Consider the following 24,545-nt stretch of genomic DNA (forward strand, 5'->3'; position numbering starts at 1 on the left):
CAAGGCTGGTGATGGGTTCGGCGGCTGTCTCTGCGCAAAAAATGAGTCAAATCTGGCTCTAGCGCTTATCCATCAAGCGCTAGCGGCTATAAATTTGATAGTTTCTGCAGAAATGCCAGCACCATGTGCTCCGCGTAGCGGCTGGCCACCGTCTGCACGAACAAGGGGAAGTCCACGTGCGCCGCGTCGTCGGCGCGGTCTGAGATGGTTCTGACGGCGGCAAAAGGCACACCATAGTCCAGGCAGACCTGGGCCACGGCAGCGCCTTCCATCTCCACCGCCAGCACCTCATGCCCGGCGGCACGCAGGTCTTGGCGCAGGCGATCAGACTCCCGCGCGGCCGACACAAACCGGTCGCCGCTGACAACCAGGCCGTGGTGCACACGCGCCGCGGGGTAATTCAAGTCAAAATGGCCTCTAGCGCTTGATACACAAGCGCCAGCAGCTTCCAAAAGATGAGCAGATAGGTGCGCATCGCATGCCAGGCGAGCGCGCGCATACCCCGGCAGCTCCCAGCGCGCAAACAGCGGCGAGGCGTCCATGTCGTGCTGCAGATAGTCTTGCGCCACCACCACATCGCCCACCTGCACCCCTTCGCCCACACCGCCCGCCACGCCCGTGAACACGATGGCGGCAGCGCCAAAGTGCTCCACCAGCGCCGTGGCCGTGGTGGCCGCTGCCACCTTGCCAATGCCCGACAGCGCCAGCACCACCGGCTGGCCGTGCAGCATGCCGCGCGTGAAAGTGCGCCCCGCGCGTGCCACCTGTTCGGGGTGCTGCAGATGGGCCACCAGGCCCGATTGTTCTTCGGGCAGGGCGCTGAGGATGGCGAAGGTCATGGCAAAAAGGGGCAGTCAAAAATAAAAAACCCTGGGCCATCTCGGGCACCAGGGCAGGGTCACGGCTCCAGGCACCCGCAGCGCATGAAAGCCGTGACGGCAAAGCGGCCGCAGCCGTCGTTTTACTTCAGATCGACGCCATAGAAGTTGTGCCGCCCAAACGGGCTGAGCTTGAAGTCCACCACTTCCTTGCGCACGGGCTTCAATTGCACGGCGTGCGCAATGGTGAACCAGGGCGCCTGCTCCTTGAAGATCACCTGGGCTTGCTCATACAGCTTGGCGCGTTCGGCCTGGCTGGTCACCGTCTTGGCCTTGACCACCAGGTCTTCATACGGCTGGTAGCAGAACTTGGCAATGTTGCTGCCGCTCTTGGACTCTGCCGATGCGCAGCCCAGCAGGGTGTACAGGAAGTTATCCGGGTCGCCGTTGTCGCCCGTCCAGCCGAGCATGCCCATCTGGTGCTCGCCTTCCTGCATGCGCTTGCGGTATTCGCCCCATTCAAACGACTTGATCTCGGCCTTGACGCCGATCTTGGCGAGATCTGCCTGCATCAGCTCGGCGATGCGCTTGGCGTTGGGGTTGTAGGGGCGTTGTACGGGCATGGCCCACAGGTCGGTCGTCAAGCCGTTGGGGTAACCGGCCTCGGCCAGCAGCTTCTTGGCGGCGGCGGGGTCAAACGGGTCGTCCTTGACGGCGTCGTTGTAAGACCACATGGTCGGCGGGATCGGGTTCTTGGCGGCAATGCCGGTGGAGAGGTAGACACCGTCGATGATCGCCTTCTTGTCGATCGCCATGTTGATCGCCCTGCGCACGCGCACGTCGTCAAACGGCTTCTTCTTGGTGTTGTAGGCCATGTAGCCCACATTCAGGCCGGGCTGCTCCAGCAGCTGGATGTTGGGGTCTTTGCGAATGGCCTCCAGGTCGGCCGGGTTCGGGTAAGGCATGACATGGCACTCGCCCTTTTGCAGCTTGGCCCAGCGCACGGAGGCATCGGGCGTGATGGCATACACCAGGTCATCCAGCTTGGCCTTGCCGCCCCAGTAGGGGGCAAAGGCCTTGTAGCGGATGACGGCGTCCTTCTGGTACTGCACCAGGTAGAACGGGCCGGTGCCGATGGGGTCCTGGTCGATCTTCTCGGGTGTGCCGGCCTTGAGCATGGCATCGGCATATTCCTTGGACTGCACGGCGGCATAGGGCATCGCCAGGTTGGCCAGGAAAGGGGCCTCGGGCTTGTTGAGCGTGATCTTGACCGTGAGGTCATTCACCTTCACCACCGACACCAACAGCTTGGGCATGCCCATGTCGTTGAAGTACGAGTGGTTGGGGCTGGTGACCTTGAAGTACGGGTTGTCTTCCTTCCACTGGCGTTCGAACATGAACAACACGTCGTCGGCATTCATGTCGCGCGTGGGTTTGAAGCCCTTGTTGGTGTTGTGCCACTTCACGCCCTTGCGCAGGTGGAAGGTGTACTCCTTGCCATCGGCCGACACGTCCCAGCGCTCTGCCAGGCCGGGCACGACTTTGGTGCCGCCGCGTTCGAATTCAACCAGGCGGTTGTAGATGGGCTCGTTGCCATCGAACGAAGTGCCGGTGGTGTTGACCCCTGGGTAGAAGTTCTCCGGGCTGCCTTCAGAGCAATACACCAGGGTCTTGGCCGACGCGGCGCCAGCGGCCAACATCACGGGCAGGGCCAACGCGGCCAGAGCGAGTCGCTTGCGCGAGCGGATGTGTTTCATCACAGATCTCCTTCAGGTTGAAATCAGGCCACCGAGGTCGGCAGCGCGCCAGGCGACGCCGGGCGGGTCGCCGGCGCCAAAAACTCTTCCGCATAGTGGCAGGCCACCAGCCGCTCGTCCACCGGGCGCTGCAGCGGCCGTTCGGCCCGGCAGCGGTCGGTGGCGTAGGCGCAGCGCGTGGAAAACACGCAGCCTGGGGGCGGGTTCAGGGGCGAAGGCAGTTCACCCTTGAGCACCATGCGCTCACGCCGCTGGCCGTCCGGCCCCACCAGCCCGGGTGTCGAGGCAAGCAAGGCCTGGGTGTAGGGGTGCAGCGGCTGCGCAAAAATCTTGTCCTTGGGGCCCTGCTCCACCGCGTGGCCCAGGTACATCACCAGCACGTCATGGGCGATGTGGCGCACCACAGCCAGGTCGTGCGAGATGAACAGGTAGGCCAGGCCCAGGTCACGCTGCAAATCCGCCAGCAGGTTCAGCACCTGGGCCTGGATGGACACATCCAGCGCAGACACGGGCTCGTCGGCCACCACGAGCTTCGGGCTCAGCATGAGGGCACGTGCAATGGCAATGCGCTGGCGCTGGCCGCCCGAGAACATGTGGGGGTAGCGGTCGGCGTATTCGGGGCGCAGACCCACCTGGGCCAGCATGGCGCGGGCGCGCTCGCGGCGTTCGGCCTTGGGCAACTGGGTGTTGATGGTCAGCGGGTCTTCGAGCGCGGCGCTGATTTTCTTGCGCGGGTTCAGCGAGCCATAGGGGTTCTGGAACACCAGCTGCACGGTCTTGCGCAGGGCGCGCCGTTCGTGCGCCGTGGCGTGGGTGACGTCCGTGCCATCGAGCATTAGCGTGCCTGCGGCCGGTGTCTCGATCAACGAGACCATGCGCGCCAGGGTGGATTTGCCGCAGCCCGACTCTCCCACCACCGCCAGCGTCTGCCCCGCGCGCACCACAAACGACACACCGCCCACGGCCTGCAGCTGGGCCGACGGGCGGAACATGCCGCGATGGATGGCATACACCTGGCGCAGATCGGTAGCCTGCACGACGATGCGGTCTGGCGCCTGGTTCACGGCAGTACCCGGCGCGCTCATGCCGCCACCTCCTGCATCAGCCGCCCATCCGCCTGGATGCGTGCAACGCGATCTGCGTCGCCCAGCGGGTAATGGCAGCGCACGCGCGCGTCCGGCTCAACGCCGGGCGCGGGCAGCAACCCAGGGCGCTGGGCCTGGCAGCGTGTGGTGGCGTAGGCGCAGCGCGGTGTGAAAAGGCAGCCGCTGGGCCGGTCGTACAGGCCAGGCACTACGCCCGCAATGGTGGCCAGACGCCCATTGGCCGCCGCCTGTTCGGGCATGGCCGCCAGCAAGGCTTCGGTATAGGGGTGTTGGGGCGCAACAAACAGCTGCGCCACCTTGCGCTGCTCGACCATCTGGCCGGCATACATCACCGCCACGCGCTGCGCCATCTCTTGCACCACACCCATGTTGTGCGTAATCAGCACCAGCGCCATGCCGCGGTCTTTCTGCAGGGTGCGCAGCAGATCCAGAATCTGCGCCTGGATGGTCACATCCAACGCGGTGGTGGGTTCGTCTGCAATCAACAGGCGCGGGTTGCAGGCAATGGCCATGGCGATCATCACGCGCTGGTTCATGCCGCCCGACATCTGGTGCGGGTAGTCGTTCAGGCGCGAACTGGCGGCCGGGATACCCACCTGCTCCAGCAGCTCGGTGGCGCGTTTACGTGCACTGGCCTTGTCCATCTTCAGGTGCAGGCGCAGCACTTCCATCAGCTGAAAGCCGATGGTGAAGCACGGGTTCAGGCTGGTCGTCGGGTCCTGAAAAATCATGGCCACGTCCTTGCCCACCAGGGAGCGGCGCTGGGGGTCGGACAGGCCCAGCAGGTCGTTCCCCGCAAAACGCAGCCGGTCGGCGCTGACACGGCCCGGGTAGCCAATCAATCCCATCAGCGCCATCATAGTGACGCTTTTCCCGGAACCCGACTCCCCGACGATGCCCAGCACTTCACCTTCGTCAAGTTGCAGGCTGACGCCGTCCACGGCGTGCATTACCGCGCCCTGGGTGGGAAACTCCACGCGGAGGTTGTCTATCTCAAGCAATGCCATGGCTGCCTTATCGTTTGAGCTTGGGGTCCAGCGCATCACGCAAGCCATCCCCGAGCAAATTGAATGCCAGCACTGCCAACACGATCATCAGACCCGGCAGTGTGACCACCCACCAGGCGCGCATGACAAACTCGCGCGCGTCGGCCAGCATGGTCCCCCACTCAGGGGAAGGCGGCTGGGCGCCCAGGCCGAGAAAGCCCAGCGCTGCGGCATCGAGAATAGCCGTGGACACACCCAGCGATGCCTGCACGATGAGCGGCGCGGCGCAGTTGGGCAGCACCTCCCGGAACATCAGGCGCAGCGTGCCGGCACCGCTGATGCGCGCCGCCGTCACGTAGTCTTTGGATACCTCGGTGATGACGGCCGCACGCGTGATGCGCACATAGTGCGGCAGCACCACCACGGCCACGGCCAGCATCGCGTTGATGAGGCCAGGGCCCAGAATCGCCACGATCACGATCGCCAGCAGCAGGCTGGGCAGCGTGAGGATGATGTCCATCATGCGCATGATGGCGATCTCGATGATGCCGCGGTAAAACCCGGCGATCAGCCCCAGCGTGACGCCAACCGCCAGAGCGATCAGCACCACCACCGCGCCAATCGAGAGCGACAGCCGCGAGCCATACATCAGCCGAGAGAGTATGTCGCGGCCGATGGCATCGGTGCCCAGCAGATGGGTAGTGCTACCGCCCTCTTGCCAGAATGGCGGCCGCAAGAAAGCCGCGCTGTTGGTGTCGTACGGAGGGTGCGGAGCAAGCCAGGGGGCCAACGCCGCCAGCACGAGCAGCAGACACACCACAACAAGTCCAAACACGGCGCCTTTGTTGGCCGAGAACGCTTGCCAGAAAGCCCGCAGCGGGCCGGGGGGCACGGGCGCCACAGCACCCACAGCCAAAGTGTTGGAAGCCATTAGAAAACCCTTCAGTGGCCCACGCGAATGCGCGGGTTGATGATGCCGTAGGTCACATCGACGAGCAGGTTGACTACCATCACCACGGTGCCCAACAGCAGCATGCCGCCTTGCAGCACGGGGTAGTCACGTCGATTGATGGCTTCAATCAGCCATTTGCCGACACCGGGCCAGGAAAAAATGGTTTCGGTCAGGATCGCCCCCGTAAACAGCACCCCCACCTGCAGCCCAATCACCGTGACCACAGGAATGAGGGCGTTGCGCAGCGCGTGCAGCGCCACGATGCGAAAACCCGATAGGCCCTTGGCACGGGCGGTGCGGATGTAGTCCTCGCCCAGCACTTCCAGCATGGCCGAGCGCGTCATGCGCGCCACCACGGCCAGCGGGTTGGTGCCAAGCACGATGGCTGGCAGGATAAGGTGCTTGAGTGCCGAGAAAAACGCCTCGGTTTCACCGGCCATCAGCGTATCGATCAGGATGAACCCGGTGACGGGCTCGACGTAGAACATCACGTCCAGGCGCCCGGACACCGGCGTCCACCCCAGATTGACCGAGAAGAACATGATGAGCAGCAAGCCCCACCAGAAAATCGGCATCGAGTACCCCGTGAGCGATACCGTCATGACGCCGTGGTCAAACCAGGAATTGCGCTTGACCGCCGCGATGATGCCCGCCGGAATGCCGAGCAACAGCGCAAACAAAATGGCACACACCGCAAGTTCGATGGTTGCGGGGAAAAGGGCCATGAACTCGTCGAGCACCGGCACCTGGGTGATGATGGACTTACCCAGATCGCCTTGCAGCACGCGCCCGATGTACACGCCATATTGCGTGAGCACGGGCTTGTCGAGGCCGTACTCCACCAGCAGTGCGGCGTGGCGCGCGGCATCAATACCGCGCTCGCCAGCCATGGTTTCAATGGGGTCGCCCGGCACCAGGCGTATCAAAAAAAACGCCAGCAAGGTCATTCCGAAAAAGGTAGGAATGAGCAAGCTGACGCGAGTCAGTAGGAATCGCAACATCGCGGGATGATGCCCCAAAAAACCAATTCCCCTTTGCTAGGGTATTACCTACTGGACGGTAAATTCATCGGGTCTGCGTCATGTCATGGCGCAGACTGCGCGTGCAACACCGGGCGCTCCAACGACCGCAGCGTTATTTCTTGTCGCGCAACTCGCGCCGCAGAATTTTGCCCACGGGGGTCTTGGGCAATTCGGTGCGAAACTCAATCACACGGGGCTGCTTGTAGCCCGTGAGCTCTGCACGGCAAAACTCTTTGACTTGCGCCTCGGTCAGCGCGGGGTCTTTTTTCACAATGACCAGCTTGACGGCTTCGCCTGTTTTTTCGTCAGGCACGCCCACCACCGCACATTCGAGTACACCGGGGCAGTTGGCCACTACTTCTTCGACCTCGTTGGGGTACACGTTAAAACCGCTGACCAGCACCATGTCCTTTTTGCGGTCGACGATCTTGAAGTAGCCGCGTTCGTCCATCACGCCGATGTCGCCAGATTTGAAGTACCCATCGTCCGTCATGACCTTGGCGGTTTCATCCGGGCGTTGCCAATAGCCCGCCATCACCTGTGGGCCCTTGATGGCGATCTCGCCAGGCTGACCCAGCGTGGTGACCTCGTGGCCGTCGTCGTCCAGCAACTTCAGGCGGGTGCTCGGTAGCGGCACACCGATGGTGCCGGTGTATTCGGTGGCAGTCATGGGGTTGCAGCTGACGGTGGGGCTGGTTTCGGACAACCCATAGCCCTCGCAAATAGGGCAGCCCGTCTTCTCCAGCCACAGCTTGGCCACAGCGCCCTGTACGGCCATGCCACCACCCACCGACGCCTTGAGGTGGCTCCAGTTGACGGTGTTGAAATCCGGGTGATTGACCAGCCCGTTGAACAAGGTGTTCACCGCCGGAAAGCTATGGAAGGTGTGTTTGGACAACTCCTTGAGCACTGCGGGCAGGTCACGGGGATTGGGGATCAGGATGGTCTTGCCGCCCGTCCGCATGGACAGCATCATGTTCACGGTGAACGCGAAGATGTGATACAGCGGCAATGCGCAGATGCTGGTGGGCTGCTCGCCCGCTGGCACTTTCTTCATCACGGGCTCGTTCCAGGCCTCGGACTGCAGCACGTTGGCAATCACGTTGCGGTGCAACAGCACCGCGCCCTTGCTGACGCCGGTGGTGCCACCGGTATATTGCAACAACGCAATGTCGTCAGGCTTGATGTCGGGCCGCTTGAGCGTGCCGCGTGCGCCTTGGGCCACCGCCTGATTGAAGCGCACGGCACCCGGCAGGTTGTAGGCAGGCACCATCTTCTTGACGTTGCGCACCACATAGTTGACCACCGCGCCCTTGAGCACGCCCAGTTGGTCGCCCATGGCGCAAAGCACCACATGTTTGACCGGGGTGTGGCCGATGCAGTGCTCCAGGGTGGTCGCAAAATTCTCGATGATGACGATGGCCTTGGCGCCTGAATCCTTGAGCTGATGCTCCAGCTCACGTGGCGTGTACAGCGGGTTTACGTTCACCACCACAAACCCCGCACGCAACACTGAGGCCACCACCACAGGGTACTGTGGCACGTTGGGCATCATGATGGCTACGCGGTCACCCTTGACCAGCCCCAGCCCCTGCAGGTACGCCGCAAACGCATTGCTGAGCGCATCGGTCTGGCCAAAGGTGATGTCTTTGCCCATAAAACTGTAGGCAACGCGGTCGGCGTACTTTTTGAACGCCTCTTCCATCAAGGCCACCAGCGAGGTGTATTGCGTAGGGTCAATGTCAGCAGGGACGCCTTGCGGATAGGCGGACAGCCACGGGCGGTCGGTCATTCTCGTTGTCTCCTCATAAGTATTGTTGGGGCCATGAAAATCGCGCTGGATTTTTCAGCACGATCGTGCTTTTATTTTGAAGGAATTATGCCCCTCAGCCCTTGAGCGCGGTCAGCACTTCGTCGAGCATTTTCTTGGCATCGCCGAACAACATGCGGTTGTTGTCTTTGTAGAACAGGGGGTTGTCCACCCCCGCATAGCCAGAAGCCATGGAACGCTTCATCACAATCGAGGTCTTGGCCTTCCATACTTCGAGCACCGGCATGCCGGCGATGGGGCTGGACGGATCATCGAGGGCGCTGGGGTTCACGATGTCGTTGGCCCCAATGACCATGGCCACGTCGGTATCGGGGAAGTCCGCATTGATCTCGTCCATCTCCATCACGATGTCGTACGGCACCTTGGCCTCGGCCAGTAGCACGTTCATGTGACCAGGCATGCGGCCCGCCACCGGGTGGATGGCAAAGCGCACATTCACGCCCTTTTCGCGCAGGGTCTTGGTGATCTCGTACACCGTATGCTGGGCCTGTGCCACTGCCATACCGTAGCCGGGCACGATGATGACGCTCTTGGCGTCGCGCAGCAGCTCGGCCGTCTCGGCAGAGCCAACAGGCACCACCTCGCCTTGCGGCTGTGCCTGTTCTCCGGGTTGGCCCTTCTTGGCAGGCGTGCCAGCCCCCGAACCAAACCCCCCCGCGATCACGCTGATGAAATTGCGGTTCATCGCGTTGCACATGATGTAGGAGAGGATGGCGCCCGAAGAGCCCACCAGCGCGCCCGTGACAATGAGCAGGTCGTTGGAGAGCATGAAGCCCGTGGCCGCAGCCGCCCAGCCCGAGTAGCTGTTGAGCATGGACACGACCACCGGCATGTCTGCGCCACCAATGGCCATCACCATGTGGATGCCGAACAGCAGGGCGATCACCGTCATCACGACCAGCGGCAGCATGCCCTGCTCCACCGTTTCGGCGCGCAGAAACTCACGACCGAACCAGATCACCACCAGCAGGCCAGCCAGGTTGAGCCAGTGGCGGCCGGGCAGCAACAGCGGCTTGCCGCCGATCTTGCCGTTGAGCTTGCCGAAGGCGATGAGCGAGCCCGAAAAAGTGACGGCACCGATCAGGATGCCGACGTAGATTTCCACCTCGTGGATGGTTTTTTCCACGCCTTGCAAAGGGATTGAGCTATCGACGTAACTGGCAAAACCCACCAGGCAGGCCGCCAAACCCACCAGGCTGTGCATGAGAGCGACCAGCTCGGGCATCTGGGTCATCTTGACGACCTTGGCGGCATACAGACCGATGCCACCACCGATCACCAGCGCGCCGACGATCCAGGCCATGCCCGACGGGCTGACGCGTGGGCCGAACACCGTGGCCAGCACGGCCAGCGCCATGCCGACCATGCCGAACAGGTTGCCGCGGCGCGAGGTTTCAGGGTTGGAGAGCCCGCCCAGGCTCAGGATGAAAAGAATGGCCGCACCGAGATAGGCGACGGCGGCGAGACTTTGGGACATGTTCTGTGCTCCTCGTTGTTCTTATCGTTGTTATTTATTTGCGGAACATGGCGAGCATGCGGCGCGTGACCGCAAAGCCACCGAACATGTTGATGGCCGTGAGCACGGTGGCGGCAAAGGCCAGCCAGAGAATCAGCCCGGCCGGGCGCCCGTTCAGGCTCGCGTCGGGCGGCGCGATCTGCACCAGTGCGCCGATGGCGATGATGCTGGAGATGGCGTTGGTCACGCTCATCAGCGGCGTGTGCAATGCGGGGGTGACGTTCCACACCACCATGTAGCCGATGAAGCAGGCCAGCACGAACACCGTGAAATGTCCCAGGAAGGCCACAGGCGCGTGGGCACCAATGGCCCAGAACAGCACAGCCATCACGGCAAAGACGATGGTCAGCGTCTTTGCCGACATGGGGGCGCCCGGACCATGGCTGGACTTCTTCACGGCCACGGGGGCCGCCGCTGCCTTGGGTGCTGGTGCCGAAGCTTGCTTGAGTGGCGGGGCGGGCCAGGTGATCGCGCCGCCCTTGACCACGGTGAGTCCGCGGATCGCGTCGTCTTCCATATTGACCACGGCCACGCCATCCTTGGCCTTGCACAGCTCTTCGGTCAGCCGCAGCAGGTTGGTGGCGTACAGCGTGGACGACTGCTTGGCCAGACGCGAGGCCAGATCGGTGTAGCCAACAATGGTCACGCCATGGCGCACCACGGCCTGCCCAGGCACGGTTAGCTCACAGTTGCCGCCCTGCTCGGCGGCCATATCCACAATCACGCTGCCGGGCTTCATGCTCTGCACCATCTCGGTCGTGATGAGTTTGGGGGCGGGCTTGCCGGGGATCAGCGCGGTGGTGATGATGATGTCGGCGTCCTTGGCCTGCTCCGCATACATCTTGCGCTGCGCGGCCTGGAAGCCTTCGCTCATGACCTTCGCGTAGCCGCCACCGCCTGAGCCTTCTTCCTCGTAATCCACTTTGACAAACTCGCCGCCCAGCGACTTGACCTGGTCGGCCACCTCGGCGCGCGTGTCGTTGGCGCGCACGATGGCGCCCAGGTTGGCAGCGGTGCCGATGGCGGCCAAGCCTGCCACGCCGGCACCCGCGATGAACACCTTGGCAGGCGGCACTTTGCCCGCCGCCGTGATCTGGCCGTTGAAGAAACGACCAAAGGCGTTGGCCGCTTCAATGACAGCGCGGTAGCCGCTGACGCCAGCGGTGGACGTGAGCGCGTCCATCTTCTGGGCGCGCGAGAGCGTGCGTGGCAGGCAATCAATGGCCAGCACGGTGGCCTTGCGGGCCGCCAGTTGCTGCATCAGCTCAGGGTGCTGGGCGGGCCAGATGAAATCAATGAGCGTTGTGCCCTCGCGCATCAGTGCCACCTCGTCGCTGCTCGGCGGGCGCACCTTGAAGACGATATCTGATGCTGCCCACAACGCGGCAGCGTCGCCAACGATCTGAGCCCCTGCAGCACGGTAGGCGTCATCGCTGAAATTGGCGTCATCCCCGGCCCCCGATTCCACCGTGACAGAGAAGCCCAGTTTGATCAGTTTCTCCACCACATCGGGCACTGTGGCCACGCGCTTTTCGCCAGGGAAGATTTCCCGCGGCACACCGATACGCTGCGGCTGCGGAACTGGGCTTGTCTGCATGAGAGGTCTCCTCGAGTTTGTAATCGTTATGCAAGGCCGCCAGGCAAAGGGGACTTGCGTGCGCTAGGGGACAGGCACGGCGAACGGGAACGGCGGCAAGGCCAAGTGGCCGTCCATCATGCCGACGCTCAGACGCGCAGCCTCGGCCAAGTCATGCCCCCATTGCAATGCTGGTCGACCTGCCACCAGGAACTCTTCGTTGTTGCGACTAGTGGGTCGCAACAGCCGCTGGTCTACCAGCGCATCCACCACGACCCAGGCACCCGATGGGGTGGCATAGCGGTAGCTCAGATAGGAGTAAGGCTGGTTCAACGCGATCTGGCGACCCGTCAGCCATTGAACAAGGTCCGGCCGGTTTTTTTCAAGCCACTGGGCGCTACTCCCCCAGCGCTTGAGGCGAAGACAGTCCGCGCGCACGGGGCTGCCCGCAGCGGTATCCTCCACCGTGACATCCTGTTGGGCCGGGCAATAGCCCACCACCCCTGGCGGGGTTCCGGTCAGGGCGCCGGTGCGGTTTGTCTGCACGCGCAGCACCGCTATCCACTCACCCCGCGCTCCATGCAGGCCCACGGCGCGGGTTTGCAACGCCATAGGGCCTCCGGGGCCGGGCATCGCCTCTTCGGAGGTACCCAGGTCTTGCCAGTTCCCTGGCGGCAGCACCAAACGCGCGCGGCCCACGGAATATTCCGCCTGGGACGGGGTCGTCAAAGGCGCGCACGCAGCCATCAACACGGCCACGGCACAGGGCAACAGACACCGGAACTTAGAAATCATCAGAGTCATAAAGAAAGGTTCATACGGATTCGCGTTCACTCATCCCATTGCGTTCGGGCGGGGCTTTTCGCAGCCCTTTGCAGCGCGTCGACAAAGCCCGGCGTGACCGGTTTGGTAGGTGTGGACGGCGACTTGGTATCAGACACTTCACACGGCGCCTGCTCCGGGCAAGCTGACCATGAGCTTACATGAAGAAATTCTTGTCACTGTCGCGCTTGCTGGATGTAGACCGAACTCTCCAACCAGCGCGAACTCTTTGCTCCAAAAAAAAGCCCGACTGCACAACAGCGGGCTTTTTTTGGCACCGGAGCGGGGCTCAGTTCACCACTTGTGCCAGGGCACCCGTAGCGTATTGGGACGCCATCACCTGCAGGGTGTACCCCTTGACCTTGGAACCCTGGCCTTCGCAACCAAACTCCAGGTAGCGCTGTTTGCACACCTGCTTGGCGGCTTCACGGGCGGGCTTGAGCCACTCGCGGGCATCGAACTTGTCGGGGTTTTCAAACAGAAACTTGCGCACAGCACCGGTCATGGCAAGGCGGATATCCGTGTCGATATTGATCTTGCGCACACCGTGCTTAATCGCTTCCTGGATTTCCTCGACAGGCACGCCGTAGGTTTCCTTCATCTTGCCACCGTACTGGTTGATGATGGCCAGCAACTCGGCAGGCACAGACGAAGAACCGTGCATCACCAGGTGGGTATTGGGAATGCGCTGGTGGATTTCCTTGACGCGGCTGATGGCCAGGATGTCGCCTGTGGGCTTGCGGCTGAACTTGTAAGCGCCGTGGCTGGTGCCAATGGCGATCGCCAGGGCATCGAGCTGGGTGGCCTTGACGAACACTGCGGCTTCTTCGGGGTCCGTGAGCATCTGGCTGTGGTCAAGCTTGCCAACGGCGCCCACGCCGTCTTCCTCGCCCGCTTCACCGGTTTCCAGATTGCCAAGGCAACCGAGCTCCCCTTCGACGGTAACGCCCACCTTGTGGGCCATGTCCACCACCTTGCGCGTCACATCCACGTTGTACTCAAAAGACGCCGGGGTTTTGCCGTCTTCCATCAGCGAGCCATCCATCATCACCGAGCCAAAGCCCAGGTCAATAGCGCCCTGACACACCTTGGGCGAGCTCCCGTGGTCCTGGTGCATTACAAGAGGGATATGGGGAAAGGCTTCGACCGCCGCCTGGATCAAATGCTTGATGAAAGCCTCCCCCGCGTACTTGCGTGCGCCCGCACTGGCCTGCAGGATCACCGGGGCGCCCACTTCATCTGCAGCGGCCATCACAGCCTGCACCTGCTCCAGGTTGTTGACGTTGAAGGCAGGAATGCCATAGCCGTTGCTGGCAGCATGGTCGAGCAGTTCGCGCATCGAAACGAGGGGCATGGTCGTAGGGTCCGTTCAGGTTGAGGAAGGCGCTTGAGGCCAGGCATTGCGGTGGTAACCGCTTGGTAACCCGAAATTTTAACCGGGGCTCGCGGCGGGGATATGCGGCAAATCCAACCGAAAACAGGTGGTAAAGGGCGCAGGCGCGGGCGCCACACCAAACTGCCCCCCGTGAACCTCGGCCACACGGCGCAGGATCTCATGCCCCAGATGCAGGCTATCCACCGCATGTCCCTTGGCGCTCCCGGCGCCATCTTCGGGGCGGCGGCCACCGTCGTCGCACACTTGCAACCAGGCATCACCTTGTTCTGAAGCCCCCAGCTGCACGGCAATATGGGTGCCATGCGGGGTGTGTTTGAGGGCGTTCTCCACCAGATTGCATAGCGCGATATCGAGCAGCACCGGATGGCCCATGACCACCAGAGCCGGCGGCGCCACCAACGCAATATCGTCGCCACGCTGCCAGGCGGCTTGGGCATAGTCGGCACACACACGCTGCGCCAAGGCACACAGGTCCATGGACGACTTGGCTTCGTGCAGCTCAGCCCGGCTGGCCCGGGCCAAGGCCAGCAACTGGTTGAGCACATGGCCGGCCCTGAGCGCGTCTTGCCCAATACGCGCAAGCGCCTGTGCCCGGCCCTGCTCATCGAGTTCTCCCGCCAAAGCGCTGGCTTGCAAGGCGATGGAGGACAACGGGGTGCGCAGCTCGTGGGCGACCTCGTTGGCCAGTCGGCGCTCACGCACCATCGCCGCCTGCTGGCGGTCGAGCAGGGTATTGATCGATGCCACCACCGATTCAAATTCATTCCAGGCATGGCGCGAGGCCAGGCGTTGCGTGCTAGTAGGGTCGAGTGCCGCCACGTCAGAGGAAAGGGCATACAGCGGCCGCAACCCGCGCCGCAGCGCCAATCCGAGCGCAAGCGACACCACGGGCAGCAGCCACAAGCCGGGTTCAATCATCTGGTCTGCGATGTCCTTCGCCAGTTGGTCGCGCTCTTGCAGCTGCAGCATCACCATGATCTTGCGGTCATGCGCGACATCCCACCGAGAAAAGCTACGCCATGCCACGTGATCCGGGCCCAGGGTCAAGGTATCAAACCCCTCCGCCGAAGAAAACACGGGCGCGACGGATGTGCCATGCAGCGAAAGCAGCTGCCCCTGGGCATCCCACTGCGCGACACTGATGGACTGCTGGTAATCATGCGCCTTGAGCCATGGCGTAGCCGTCCGCTGAGTCCCCTGCGCGCCATCGACAATTTCGGTCGCCCGCAGGTTGAGCAGCAGCTCCGACGCGCTGGCCAGATACCCATCGGTGAATTCGTCGGCCTCATGTACGCCTGTCTGATACCCGATGAACACGAAGCTACCCCACACCAGCACAAGGGCGCCCAACGACCACAACAACAACCGGCGTGTAAGGGACGGGCGGCGTGAAATCGCATCCAAGCCCATCGTCGCGGCATTCATGCGGGCAGATCCTGCGGCATGAAATAGCCCACGCCACGCATGGTCTGTATGCAGGCGCTCCCCAGCTTGCGGCGCAGGTGGTGGATATGAACCTCTACCGCGTTGCTTTCTATGGCCGCGTCCCAGCTGTACAAGCGCTCTTCGATCTGCTGGCGCGACAACACCCGTCCGCGGGCCTCCAGAAGCACCAACAATACAGAAAACTCGCGGGGCGACATATCGACGGGCCGGCCCTGCACACGGACCGTGCGTGCGGCCGGGTCCACTTCGATGTCGGCGTAGCGGATGGTGGGCGCCGCGCGGCCTGCCGCTCGCCGCAGCAAGGCGCGCAACCGGGCGTCGAGTTCATCCACATCAAACGGCTTGGCCAGGTAGTCATCAGCGCCCTGATCAAGCCCCGCAATGCGCTGGTGCACCTGGTCACGCGCCGTGACGATGAGCACGGGGATCGACGGGTCCGGCAGTGCCTGCGGCTGACCGCTACCAGGCACCGGGCTCGAGCGCAAACGCCGCAGCAATTCACTGCCGTCACCGTCAGCCAGCCCCAGATCCAGCAGCACAGCATCAAATCGCTCCATCCGCAGAGCACTCCACGCGCTGGCGATGCCATCGGCCATGTCCACCGCATAGCCCCGCTGCTGCAGGTTGGCGCGCAACCCTGAGGCAATGCCCACATCGTCTTCGACCACGAGTATTCGCATCCGGCCATTGTCGCAGCGCCGCCCCATCAACAGACCATGATTAAGACAGTGTTAAGTACATATCCCTATCGTGCGCGTCATGCAGCCTACTTCGCCCCCCCTTACGCCACCCACCGCCCGCCGCCGCCCCTTTCTTTTGTGGACCCTCGGGGCGCTGGCCTGTGTGGTGGCCTGGGATGCCATCGGGAAGGATCTGGCGCTGGCCCACGCCTTTGGCTCGTCTGACGGCTTCCCCCTGCGGGACCAATGGTTCTTTGTCCACGTCCTGCATGAAGGCGCCCGCCGTCTGGGCTGGGTGCTGGTCACGCTGCTGGCCCTTGGCGTCTGGTGGCCCAAAGGTTTTCTGCGCCGCATTGACGCACACGAGCGCCTACAGATGGCCGTAAGCGCCCTGCTGGCACTTGCCGTGGTCAGCATCACCAAGAATCTGAGCACCACCAGCTGCCCCTGGGACCTGGCGGAATTTGGCGGTGTGGCACGCCACGTTTCCCATTGGGCCCTGGGTGTGCTGGACGGTGGCGGCGGTCGGTGTTTTCCCGCTGGCCATGCGTCCGCAGGGTTTGCCTTTTTGGGTGGGTACTTCGCGCTGCGCCGCAAGGCGCCAACGGCCGCACGCTGGTGGCTGGCGGGATCGCTGCTGGCCGGGTTCGTGTTGGGGGGCTCACAACAGATGCGCGGCGCCCATTTCATGAGCCATACGCTGTGGACGGGCTGGTTGTGCTGGACCACCGGGTGGCTGTGTGACCTGGCAGCACACGCGCTGCCCCCCCGATTTAGCGCCGCTGCGAACACGACGCCGCCCGCACAGGCGCCCCATGTTTCCCCTTGATCTCACGCTGTTCTACGCAGTCAACGCAGATGCGGCAACGTCACCCGCCGTGGTGACCGCGGCTCAGTGGGTGTCGCAGCAGCTGCCCATCGTGCTGGGCGGTGTGCTGGCGGGCAGTTGGCTGGCCGGCACGGCCGCGCAGCGGCGAGAACTGGCCATGGCACTGGTGGCCATGGCCCTGGCATGGGTGGGCGTACAGCTTCTGCGGCGGGGTTTTCCGCTCCCTCGGCCCGCACAACTGGGCATCGGTGTGCAATGGATCGACCATGCCGCGCGGGCGGGCTTTCCGAGCATGCACGCGGCTGGGGCCTTTGCGCTGGCTGCAGCCTTGACCATCGGAAGAGCGACCCCCACCCGCAGACTCTCCCTGCTGGCGTGGGTGGCATGGGCTGCGGCCATTGCACTGGCTTGGAGCCGTGTGTGCCTCGGGGTTCACTTCCCGTCCGATGTGCTGGCGGGAGCGATCACCGGATTGCTTTGTGCATGGGGCGCCCATGCCATGGCACAACGGGCGCAGCGCCCTAGCTGGCCACGCAGATTTTCAGCATATTGGTCCCACCGGGGGCTCCCATGGGCTCGCCACAGGTGATGGCGTAAACATCGCCCTTCTGCACGATGTTGCGGATCTTGAGATGGCGCTCGGCCTGTTCCAGAGCGGTGTCGCGGTCAGCGCTGGTGTCCATGAGCAAAGGGCGCACGTTGCGGTACATGGCCATCTTGCGCTGTGTGGAAACCTTGGGCGTGAGCGCATAGATCGGGATATCGATGCCGTGCCGGCTCATCCACAATGCGGTGGAGCCACTGTCGGTCATGGCCACAATGGCCTTGGCGCCCAAGTGGTGCGCCGTGAATAGCGCGCCCATGGCAATGGACTGGTCGATGCGCCCAAAGGTCTGGCCTGTGAAATCCGCATCGAGATGGTGGTCCTCGGCAGCCTCGGCGGCAGCGCAGATGGTGGCCATTTCCTCCACCGTTTCAAGCGGGTAACGGCCGGCAGCCGTCTCGGCGCTCAGCATCACGGCGTCGGTGCCGTCCAGCACGGCGTTGGCCACATCGCTCACCTCGGCCCGCGTGGGCACGGGGTTGGTGATCATGCTTTCCATCATCTGCGTGGCGGTGATGACGACCTTGTCCAGCTCGCGCGCCATGCGGATCATCTTCTTTTGCAGTGCGGGCACCGCTGCGTTGCCCACTTCCACCGCCAGATCGCCACGCGCCACCATGATGCCGTCGCTCACGCGCAGGATGGCTTCGAGGTGCGGGATGGCCTCGGCACGCTCGATCTTGGCGATCAGGCCCGGCTTATGGCGGTACTCGGACGCGGCCACGTTGCACAGCTGGCGCGCCATTTCCATGTCGGTCGCGTTCTTGGGAAAGCTCACCGCCACATAGTCGGCCTGAAAGCTCATCGCCGTGCGGATGTCCTCCATGTCCTTGGCCGTGAGGGCCGGTGCCGTGAGGCCCCCACCCTTCTTGTTGATGCCCTTGTTGTTGGACAGCTCGCCACCCACCTTGACGGTGGTGTGCACCTCTTCGCCGCGCACGGCATCCACCGTGAGCACGATCAACCCGTCATTGAGCAGCAGCAGGTCGCCCGCCTTCACGTCGCGTGGCAGCTCCTTGTAGTCGAGCCCCACACCTTCGATGTCGCCCAGTTCGGTGCGCGATGCATCCAACACAAACTTGGCGCCCGGCTCCAGCTGCACCTTGCCCTCAGCAAATTTGCCCACGCGGATCTTCGGCCCCTGCAGGTCGGCCATGATGGCCACCTCGCGGCCTGCGCGCTGGGCGGCGGCACGCACGGTGGCGGCGCGGTCGATGTGGTCCTGCGCCTTGCCGTGGCTGAAGTTCAGCCGCACCACGTTCACGCCCGCGCGGATCATGGCCTCCAGCAGCGCCGGGTCACTGGATGCAGGGCCCAGGGTGGCAACAATCTTGGTGGCGCGGCGGGTAGGCATGGGTTTGTCTCTTTCTCTCGTTCGTTGGAGTGGATGTAATCGAGTTTCAATTCTCACACGAAGCGGTTACAGGCGAGTTACCCTTGCATCCGCCCTGTGGCCCGGGGCCCATCAGAGCAACGGGTACGACAACAGATGCGCCAGTACATGGGCAACGATTGCCGCCTCCAGACCATGGCGCGCATAGAGCCAGCCCGCCACCAAGCCAAAGGCCGTATTGCCCACCAGTACGAATACCACGACGGGCACCGTCAACGCGCCCGCCAGCGCCTGCGCAGCAGGCAGATGCCACAGCGCAAACAGCAGCGCACTGAGCAGCACCGCCACAGCCACCAGCACCTTGCCCGACTGGCCCTGACCGCGCTGCACCACGCGCCAGCCCAGCCACAGCAGCAGCGTCATCACGCCCCAGCGCACCAGCAGCTCTTCGGTAATGCCGCCATACAGCAGCTTGACCACCAGCGGCATGGCGCTGGCAGGGTCCGACGGCTGGAGCGCTGCGGGCGCCACCTGGGACAGCACCCACAACCACGCGGCACCCACCACACCGCCCACGATGCCAGGCAGGGACTGGACACGCAGCGCGGGGCCGATGGGCTGGCCGACCAGCCAGGAAGACACCACGGGCGCCCGCAGGCCCACGCGGGGCGCCAGCCACACGCCCACCGCCACAGCCAGCGCCAACAGCACGGCCGTCTGCAGCCCGCTGAGCAGCACCACCGCCCAGAGCGGCAACGGCAGCAGCGCCTCGTTGGCCTTCAACGGTGGCAGCAGCGCCCACACCACCGCCACCACGCCGGGCATGCCCAGCAACCACAGCGTGCCGCCCAGTCGCCACTTCGCGGGTTGCGCTGGAGCGTGCGCCGCCTCTGCCCCGACAACGTTGTCCATGGCCATGGATTTGCCCGCGTTCAGGCGCGCATCAACGCTTCGATCTCGTCGGCCTTCACGGGCACGCCCCGCGTGATCAGCTCACACCCTGTGGCCGTGACGATGGCATCGTCTTCAATGCGGATGCCGATGTTGTGGAACTGCTCGGGCACGCCCTCGGCGGGGCGCACATAGATGCCCGGCTCGATGGTCAGCACCATGCCGGGCCGCAGCACGCGGCTGGGGCGGTTGGTGATGGTCTCGCCCGAAAGCGGATCCTTGCTCTCGCTGGCCTGGCCTGCCTCGCCAGGCTCTACATAGCTGCCACAGTCGTGTACGTCCATGCCCAGCCAATGGCTGGTGCGGTGCATGTAGAACTGGAAGTACGCGCGCTTGTCGATCACGTCCTGCGCCGACCCCACCTTGTTCTTGTCGAGCAGGCCCAGGTCCAGCATGCCCTGCGCGAGCACGGCTACGGTGGCGTCGTGCGGGTCATTGAAGCGCGCACCGGCCTTGGTGGCTGCCACGGCGGCCTCCTGGCTGGCCAGCACCAGGTCGTACAGCGCACGCTGTGGGCCCGTGAATTTTCCGTTGGCGGGGAAGGTGCGCGTGATGTCGCTGGCGTAGCTGTCCAGCTCGCAGCCTGCGTCGATCAGCACCAGCTCGCCGTCGCGCACGGGGGCCGCATCGGCGCGGTAGTGCAGCACGCAGGCATTCGCACCCGCCGCCACGATGGAGCCGTAGGCGGGGTACTGCGAGCCGGCGTCGCGGAACGCGTGCAGCAGCTCTGCGTCGAGGTGGTATTCGCGCACATCCTCCCCGGCGCGCAGCATGCAGGCCGAGCGCTGCATGGCGCGGATGTGGGCCTGCGCGCTGATGGCGCTGGCGCGGCGCATGATGTCCTGCTCGTGCACGTCCTTGAACAGACGCATCTCGTCGAGCAGCGTGCACAGGTCGTTCTGGGCGGCGGGGCACAGCGCACCGTAGCGCACCCGCGCCCGCACGGTATTGAGCCACCCTTCCACCCGTGCCGCCAGGCCGCTGTGGGTGGCAAAGGGATACCAGACACAGGCCGCGTTCTCCAGCAGGCGCGGCAACCGGGCATCCAGTTCGGCCATCGAAAAGGCCGCATCCACGACCAGCGCTTGCGGCGCAGCCGCAGGCCCCAGCCGGTAGCCATCCCACACCTCACGCTCCAGGTCTTTGGGTTGGCAAAACAGGGTGCTTTGCCCCCCTTGTGCCAGCACCAGGCAAGCCCCCGGCTCGGTGAAGCCCGTCAGGTAATAAAAATAGCTGTCGTGGCGAAACAGAAAATCGCTGTCCCGGTTGCGCTGTCGCTCCGGCGCCGTCGGGACGATGGCAACGCCCCCTGCGCCCAACTGGGCAGCAAGTCGCGCGCGACGTTGGGCGTAAACAGAGGCGGGCACAGTGGTGTTCATGGCACGTTTGAAGAGGTGAGATTGAGTTCGGCCAGCCGCTCGGGCGTGCCTACATCCGTCCAGCGGCCGGTGTAGACCTGCGCGCTGACGCGGCCATTGTCCATCGCACGCCGAAGCAGCGGGGCCAGTGGGGCTTTGATGCCTGCCGGGTTGCCCGCCGGTATGTCGCACCAGGGCGGCGCGAACAACTCCGCGCGCAGCAGGGCGATGGTGCTGTAGGTGTAGCGCGGCGAGGGGTCGTCAGCGGGCAGGTTCAACGCCAGCCCATCGGCCGACAGGCCAAAGTCACCGCGCGCGTTGTGCCCGGGGTTGGGCACCAGCCACAGGTGGGCCAGGTGGCCGCTGGCGATAAAGGCCGACACGGCGGCGCCATCAAAGACGAAATCGGGGGCAAACACATCACCCGCCGCCAGCCAGAACACCGGGCCCAACTGGGGCAGGGCACGCGCAATGCCGCCAGCCGTCTCCAGCGCATCGCCAAAATCGGCGCCTTCGTGCGAGTATGAAATTGATAGCTGCTTGCGCTTATCAGATAAGCGCTGGAGGCCAAAAACACTCAAGAAATGGTCGCTGATCTGCGCACCCAGCCACGCGGTGTTGATGACCACCTGATCCACCCCCGCCTCGTGGAGCGCTTGCAGGTGCCACTGCAGCAGCGGCAGGCCCCGCACCATCAACAGGGGCTTGGGTATGGTGTCGGTCAAAGGTCGCATGCGCTCGCCGCGCCCGGCGGCCAGCAGCATGGCAGGCACTTGCAGTGTTGGTTGCACAGGGGCTTGAGAAGAAGAAGAAGAAGAAGAAGAAGAAGAAGAAGAAGAAGAGGAAGAGGAAGAAGGAGGAGGAGGATGAGGCGTGGGAGAAGAAGATGCCGCGCGCTTCATGGCGCCCCCCGCTCCAGCGCATGGCGCTCCACGGTGACGGGATCAAACAGCGCCAGCAAGGCATTCATCAGGGCATGCGCCTTGCCCGAATGGTCGGCGCCGAAATTGCACACATACACATCGAGCGTCACAGCGCGCTGCTCAGGCCAGGTGTGCACACACAGGTGTGACTCTGCCAGCAGCACCGTGGCCGTGACACCGCCAGGGCCATGCACCGTGGAAGGAAAGGCATGAAAAAGCTGGGCGACCGCCTGCAGGCCCGACGCCAGCACCGCCTCGGTGCACGCGCGGCCCAGCGCGTCAGCGTCGAGCAGCCAGTGGGGCGCGCATCGGCAACCATGAAGATCGGCAGTGAGGTGCAGTCCGTGCATGGGGTTGCACTGTAGTGCATTGGCATGGCGCGCAACGCGTCAAACACCGCCATTCGGGGGCGTCCAAAGCGGCGCCGGTAAAATACCGGGTTTCCCCTGAACCACCCCTCTTGAACCATTCCCCCATGGCCACCACCCAGCAATCTCAACAGATGGCAAATGCGATCCGCGCATTGGCCATGGACGCAGTTCAACAAGCCAACTCCGGCCACCCCGGCGCCCCCATGGGCATGGCCGACATGGCCGTGGCGCTATGGGGCCGCCACCTCAAGCACAACCCGACCAACCCGCATTGGTTTGACCGCGACCGTTTCGTGCTCTCCAACGGCCACGGCTCGATGCTGCTGTACGCGTTGCTGCACCTCACCGGCTACGACCTGCCCATCGGCGAGCTGAAGAACTTCCGCCAGCTGCACAGCAAGACGGCAGGCCACCCCGAGGTGGGCGTGACCCCTGGCGTGGAAACCACCACCGGCCCCCTGGGCCAGGGCATCACCAATGCCGTAGGTTTTGCACTCGCAGAAAAACTGCTGGCCAGCGAGTTCAACCGCAAGGTTGGCGATGTGGACCATGCCGTGGTGGACCACCACACCTATACCTTCCTGGGCGATGGCTGCCTGATGGAAGGCATCAGCCACGAAGCCGTGTCGCTCGCTGGCGCCTGGAAGCTCAACAAGCTGATCGCGCTGTATGACGACAACGGCATCAGCATCGACGGCCAGGTCGCCCCCTGGTTTGCCGACAACACACCGCTGCGTTTTGTGGCCTGCGGCTGGAACGTGATTGGCCCCATCGACGGCCATGACGCCCACAAGGTGGCCGAGGCCATCGCCGAAGCCAAGAAGCAAACCGAGCGCCCCACCCTCATCGTGTGCAAGACACACATCGGCAAGGGCAGCCCCAACCGCGTGAACACCGCCAAGGCCCACGGCGAGCCTCTGGGCGCCGAAGAAATCACGCTCACGCGCGAAGCCCTGGGCTGGACCAGCGAGCCCTTCGTGATCCCCGAAGAGGTGTACGCCGGCTGGGATGCCAAGGCCGCTGGCGCTGCCGCTGAAGCCACCTGGAACGAACGGTTTGCCGCCTACAGCAAGGCCTTCCCCGAGCTGGCTGCCGAATACACCCGCCGCATGCAGGGCGACCTGCCCGCCAACTTTGCGCAAGTGGCCGTGGACACCGTGGTGGCCGCGCACACCAAGGGCGAGACCGTGGCCAGCCGCAAGGCCAGCCAGCTGGCGCTGGAAGCCTTCACCGCCGCCCTGCCCGAGCTGCTGGGCGGCAGCGCCGACCTGACGGGCTCTAACCTCACCAACACCAAGAGCACGCCCAACCTGCGCTTTGACATGCAAGGCCACGTGGTGCAGACCGAGGTCGAAGGTGGCAAGAAGATCGGTGGTCGCCACATCAACTACGGCGTGCGCGAATTCGGCATGGCCGCCGTCATGAACGGCATTGCGCTGCATGGCGGGTTCATCCCCTACGGTGGCACCTTCCTCACGTTCAGCGACTACAGCCGCAACGCCATCCGCATGGCCGCGCTGATGAAGCAGCGCGTGATCCACGTGTTCACGCACGACTCCATCGGTCTGGGCGAAGACGGCCCCACCCACCAGTCCATCGAGCACGCCGCCAGCTTGCGCCTGATCCCCAACCTCGATGTGTGGCGCCCCGGTGACACGGCCGAAACCGCCGTGGCCTGGAGCGTGGCCCTGTCCAACCGCGACAAGCCCACCGCCCTGCTGCTCTCGCGCCAGAACCTGCCCTACGCCCCCAAGCGCGACCTGGGCGACATCTCGCGCGGCGCCTATGTGCTGTCCGAACCTGCGGATGTCGGCATCAAGAAGAAGGCCGTGGCCGTGATCATCGCCACGGGCTCTGAAGTGCAGTTGGCCCTCAAGGCCCAGCGCCTGCTGGCTGACAAGAAGATCGCCGTGCGCGTGGTCTCCATGCCCAGCACCACCACGTTCGACCGCGAAGACGCCAAATACAAGAGCAGCGTGCTGCCCGCTGGCGTGCCCCGCGTGGCCGTGGAAATGGGCGTGACCGATGGGTGGTGGAAATACGGCTGCGCCGCCGTGGTCGGCATCGACACCTACGGCGAATCGGCCCCGGCACCGGTGCTGTTCAAGCACTTCGGCTTCACCGAAGAAAACGTGGCCGATGCGGTGCTGGTCGCCATCGGCGCGGCACGGCTCAAGCCTGCCAAAAAGGCCCGGTAAAACTCACCCTGCCCGCTGTGCCCCGCCGCCAGCGGGCGCGCGGCGGCAGATTCCTGATTTCGACTTTGCA

Annotated in this window: 21 protein-coding genes; 3 read left to right on the plus strand and 18 right to left on the minus strand. The window is 64.0% G+C overall.

All coding sequences use genetic code 11. The features are described from left to right. Nucleotides 1-86: 86 nt before the first annotated feature. The 13 genes from KI609_RS21345 to KI609_RS21405 all read right to left on the minus strand — a co-directional run bounded on the left by KI609_RS21345 (nt 87) and on the right by KI609_RS21405 (nt 15,908). Nucleotides 87-839 (minus strand): 5'-methylthioadenosine/adenosylhomocysteine nucleosidase, encoded by a 753-nt coding sequence (locus KI609_RS21345; protein ID WP_226445523.1) that lies wholly within the window; start codon nt 837-839, stop codon nt 87-89. Between the two features lie 122 nt (nt 840-961). Beyond that, complete coding sequence (locus tag KI609_RS21350) at nt 962-2,575, minus strand: ABC transporter substrate-binding protein (RefSeq protein ID WP_319003117.1); 1,614 nt, start codon at nt 2,573-2,575, stop codon at nt 962-964. 23 nt (nt 2,576-2,598) lie between these two features. Continuing rightward, a complete protein-coding gene (locus tag KI609_RS21355; RefSeq protein WP_226445524.1) occupies nt 2,599-3,660 on the minus strand; it encodes a peptide ABC transporter ATP-binding protein in 1,062 nt (353 codons plus the stop codon). Continuing rightward, the gene (locus KI609_RS21360; protein WP_226445525.1) at nt 3,657-4,688 is read right to left on the minus strand and encodes an ABC transporter ATP-binding protein; all 1,032 of its coding nucleotides are present in this window, start codon (nt 4,686-4,688) and stop codon (nt 3,657-3,659) included. The genes KI609_RS21355 and KI609_RS21360 overlap by 4 nt, the downstream gene beginning before the upstream one ends. A gap of 7 nt (nt 4,689-4,695) precedes the next feature. After that, complete coding sequence (locus KI609_RS21365) at nt 4,696-5,598, minus strand: ABC transporter permease subunit (protein WP_226445526.1); 903 nt, start codon at nt 5,596-5,598, stop codon at nt 4,696-4,698. 11 nt (nt 5,599-5,609) lie between these two features. Beyond that, the gene (locus KI609_RS21370) at nt 5,610-6,620 is read right to left on the minus strand and encodes an ABC transporter permease subunit (protein ID WP_226445527.1); all 1,011 of its coding nucleotides are present in this window, start codon (nt 6,618-6,620) and stop codon (nt 5,610-5,612) included. Between the two features lie 133 nt (nt 6,621-6,753). Further along, nucleotides 6,754-8,433: a long-chain-fatty-acid--CoA ligase gene (locus KI609_RS21375; RefSeq protein WP_226445528.1), complete on the minus strand. Its 1,680-nt coding sequence runs from the start codon at nt 8,431-8,433 to the stop codon at nt 6,754-6,756. A gap of 94 nt (nt 8,434-8,527) precedes the next feature. Further along, a complete protein-coding gene (pntB, locus tag KI609_RS21380; protein ID WP_226445529.1) occupies nt 8,528-9,949 on the minus strand; it encodes a Re/Si-specific NAD(P)(+) transhydrogenase subunit beta in 1,422 nt (473 codons plus the stop codon). A gap of 34 nt (nt 9,950-9,983) precedes the next feature. After that, complete coding sequence (locus KI609_RS21385; RefSeq protein WP_226445530.1) at nt 9,984-11,585, minus strand: Re/Si-specific NAD(P)(+) transhydrogenase subunit alpha; 1,602 nt, start codon at nt 11,583-11,585, stop codon at nt 9,984-9,986. A gap of 63 nt (nt 11,586-11,648) precedes the next feature. Further along, nucleotides 11,649-12,359, minus strand: coding sequence for a hypothetical protein (locus KI609_RS21390; RefSeq protein ID WP_226445531.1), 711 nt, complete (start codon nt 12,357-12,359; stop codon nt 11,649-11,651). Nucleotides 12,360-12,675: 316 nt separating this feature from the next. Beyond that, nucleotides 12,676-13,740 carry a class II fructose-bisphosphate aldolase gene (gene fba / locus KI609_RS21395; RefSeq protein ID WP_226445532.1) on the minus strand — a complete coding sequence of 355 codons (1,065 nt, stop codon included), beginning with the start codon at nt 13,738-13,740 and terminating at the stop codon, nt 12,676-12,678. A 78-nt stretch (nt 13,741-13,818) separates the two neighbouring features. Continuing rightward, a complete protein-coding gene (locus tag KI609_RS21400; RefSeq protein ID WP_226445533.1) occupies nt 13,819-15,207 on the minus strand; it encodes a histidine kinase dimerization/phospho-acceptor domain-containing protein in 1,389 nt (462 codons plus the stop codon). Further along, complete coding sequence (locus KI609_RS21405; RefSeq protein ID WP_226445534.1) at nt 15,204-15,908, minus strand: response regulator transcription factor; 705 nt, start codon at nt 15,906-15,908, stop codon at nt 15,204-15,206. The genes KI609_RS21400 and KI609_RS21405 overlap by 4 nt, the downstream gene beginning before the upstream one ends. 79 nt (nt 15,909-15,987) lie before the next feature. On the opposite strand from KI609_RS21405, the gene KI609_RS21410 reads away from it, so the two are divergent. Together KI609_RS21410 and KI609_RS21415 are read left to right on the plus strand one after the other, a co-directional pair. Next, the gene (locus KI609_RS21410) at nt 15,988-16,737 is read left to right on the plus strand and encodes a phosphatase PAP2 family protein (protein ID WP_226445535.1); all 750 of its coding nucleotides are present in this window, start codon (nt 15,988-15,990) and stop codon (nt 16,735-16,737) included. Then, complete coding sequence (locus tag KI609_RS21415; RefSeq protein WP_226445536.1) at nt 16,724-17,326, plus strand: phosphatase PAP2 family protein; 603 nt, start codon at nt 16,724-16,726, stop codon at nt 17,324-17,326. Before KI609_RS21410 ends, KI609_RS21415 begins: the two co-directional genes overlap by 14 nt. On the opposite strand, the gene pyk is transcribed toward KI609_RS21415, so the two are convergent. The 5 genes from pyk to KI609_RS21440 form a co-directional block, all read right to left on the minus strand. Continuing rightward, nucleotides 17,259-18,695: a pyruvate kinase gene (pyk, locus tag KI609_RS21420; RefSeq protein ID WP_226445537.1), complete on the minus strand. Its 1,437-nt coding sequence runs from the start codon at nt 18,693-18,695 to the stop codon at nt 17,259-17,261. The two genes, KI609_RS21415 and pyk, sit on opposite strands and share 68 nt — an antisense overlap. Before the next feature lie 111 nt (nt 18,696-18,806). Beyond that, nucleotides 18,807-19,592 carry a CPBP family intramembrane glutamic endopeptidase gene (locus KI609_RS21425; RefSeq protein WP_226445538.1) on the minus strand — a complete coding sequence of 262 codons (786 nt, stop codon included), beginning with the start codon at nt 19,590-19,592 and terminating at the stop codon, nt 18,807-18,809. A gap of 14 nt (nt 19,593-19,606) precedes the next feature. Next, nucleotides 19,607-21,004 carry an aminopeptidase P N-terminal domain-containing protein gene (locus KI609_RS21430; RefSeq protein ID WP_226445539.1) on the minus strand — a complete coding sequence of 466 codons (1,398 nt, stop codon included), beginning with the start codon at nt 21,002-21,004 and terminating at the stop codon, nt 19,607-19,609. Next, nucleotides 21,001-21,747 (minus strand): nucleotidyltransferase family protein, encoded by a 747-nt coding sequence (locus KI609_RS21435; RefSeq protein ID WP_319003146.1) that lies wholly within the window; start codon nt 21,745-21,747, stop codon nt 21,001-21,003. The genes KI609_RS21430 and KI609_RS21435 overlap by 4 nt, the downstream gene beginning before the upstream one ends. A gap of 134 nt (nt 21,748-21,881) precedes the next feature. After that, nucleotides 21,882-22,256, minus strand: a complete 375-nt coding sequence (locus KI609_RS21440; protein WP_226445540.1) for an S-adenosylmethionine decarboxylase family protein — start codon at nt 22,254-22,256, stop codon at nt 21,882-21,884. 125 nt (nt 22,257-22,381) lie between these two features. Between KI609_RS21440 and tkt the strand changes: the two genes are divergently transcribed. Further along, nucleotides 22,382-24,475 carry a transketolase gene (tkt, locus tag KI609_RS21445; protein WP_226445541.1) on the plus strand — a complete coding sequence of 698 codons (2,094 nt, stop codon included), beginning with the start codon at nt 22,382-22,384 and terminating at the stop codon, nt 24,473-24,475. Nucleotides 24,476-24,545: the final 70 nt, after the last annotated feature.

Source organism: Acidovorax radicis (assembly GCF_020510705.1).
Classification (GTDB): Bacteria; Pseudomonadota; Gammaproteobacteria; order Burkholderiales; family Burkholderiaceae_C; genus Acidovorax; species Acidovorax radicis_A.

Excerpts from the sequence above, each read along its gene's own strand:
- KI609_RS21400 (WP_226445533.1), bottom strand. The coding sequence starts at position 15,207 with ATGAATGCCGCGACGATGGGCTTGGATGCGATTTCACGCCGCCCGTCC.
- KI609_RS21365 (WP_226445526.1), bottom strand. The coding sequence starts at position 5,598 with ATGGCTTCCAACACTTTGGCTGTGGGTGCTGTGGCGCCCGTGCCCCCC.
- KI609_RS21415 (WP_226445536.1), top strand. The coding sequence starts at position 16,724 with ATGTTTCCCCTTGATCTCACGCTGTTCTACGCAGTCAACGCAGATGCG.
- pntB (WP_226445529.1), bottom strand. The coding sequence starts at position 9,949 with ATGTCCCAAAGTCTCGCCGCCGTCGCCTATCTCGGTGCGGCCATTCTT.
- tkt (WP_226445541.1), top strand. The coding sequence starts at position 22,382 with ATGGCCACCACCCAGCAATCTCAACAGATGGCAAATGCGATCCGCGCA.
- KI609_RS21425 (WP_226445538.1), bottom strand. The coding sequence starts at position 19,592 with ATGGCCATGGACAACGTTGTCGGGGCAGAGGCGGCGCACGCTCCAGCG.
- KI609_RS21370 (WP_226445527.1), bottom strand. The coding sequence starts at position 6,620 with ATGTTGCGATTCCTACTGACTCGCGTCAGCTTGCTCATTCCTACCTTT.
- KI609_RS21390 (WP_226445531.1), bottom strand. The coding sequence starts at position 12,359 with ATGATTTCTAAGTTCCGGTGTCTGTTGCCCTGTGCCGTGGCCGTGTTG.
- KI609_RS21350 (WP_319003117.1), bottom strand. The coding sequence starts at position 2,575 with ATGAAACACATCCGCTCGCGCAAGCGACTCGCTCTGGCCGCGTTGGCC.
- fba (WP_226445532.1), bottom strand. The coding sequence starts at position 13,740 with ATGCCCCTCGTTTCGATGCGCGAACTGCTCGACCATGCTGCCAGCAAC.
- KI609_RS21410 (WP_226445535.1), top strand. The coding sequence starts at position 15,988 with ATGCAGCCTACTTCGCCCCCCCTTACGCCACCCACCGCCCGCCGCCGC.
- KI609_RS21375 (WP_226445528.1), bottom strand. The coding sequence starts at position 8,433 with ATGACCGACCGCCCGTGGCTGTCCGCCTATCCGCAAGGCGTCCCTGCT.
- KI609_RS21345 (WP_226445523.1), bottom strand. The coding sequence starts at position 839 with ATGACCTTCGCCATCCTCAGCGCCCTGCCCGAAGAACAATCGGGCCTG.
- KI609_RS21355 (WP_226445524.1), bottom strand. The coding sequence starts at position 3,660 with ATGAGCGCGCCGGGTACTGCCGTGAACCAGGCGCCAGACCGCATCGTC.
- KI609_RS21435 (WP_319003146.1), bottom strand. The coding sequence starts at position 21,747 with ATGCTGCTGGCCGCCGGGCGCGGCGAGCGCATGCGACCTTTGACCGAC.
- KI609_RS21430 (WP_226445539.1), bottom strand. The coding sequence starts at position 21,004 with ATGAACACCACTGTGCCCGCCTCTGTTTACGCCCAACGTCGCGCGCGA.
- KI609_RS21385 (WP_226445530.1), bottom strand. The coding sequence starts at position 11,585 with ATGCAGACAAGCCCAGTTCCGCAGCCGCAGCGTATCGGTGTGCCGCGG.
- KI609_RS21405 (WP_226445534.1), bottom strand. The coding sequence starts at position 15,908 with ATGCGAATACTCGTGGTCGAAGACGATGTGGGCATTGCCTCAGGGTTG.
- KI609_RS21440 (WP_226445540.1), bottom strand. The coding sequence starts at position 22,256 with ATGCACGGACTGCACCTCACTGCCGATCTTCATGGTTGCCGATGCGCG.
- pyk (WP_226445537.1), bottom strand. The coding sequence starts at position 18,695 with ATGCCTACCCGCCGCGCCACCAAGATTGTTGCCACCCTGGGCCCTGCA.
- KI609_RS21360 (WP_226445525.1), bottom strand. The coding sequence starts at position 4,688 with ATGGCATTGCTTGAGATAGACAACCTCCGCGTGGAGTTTCCCACCCAG.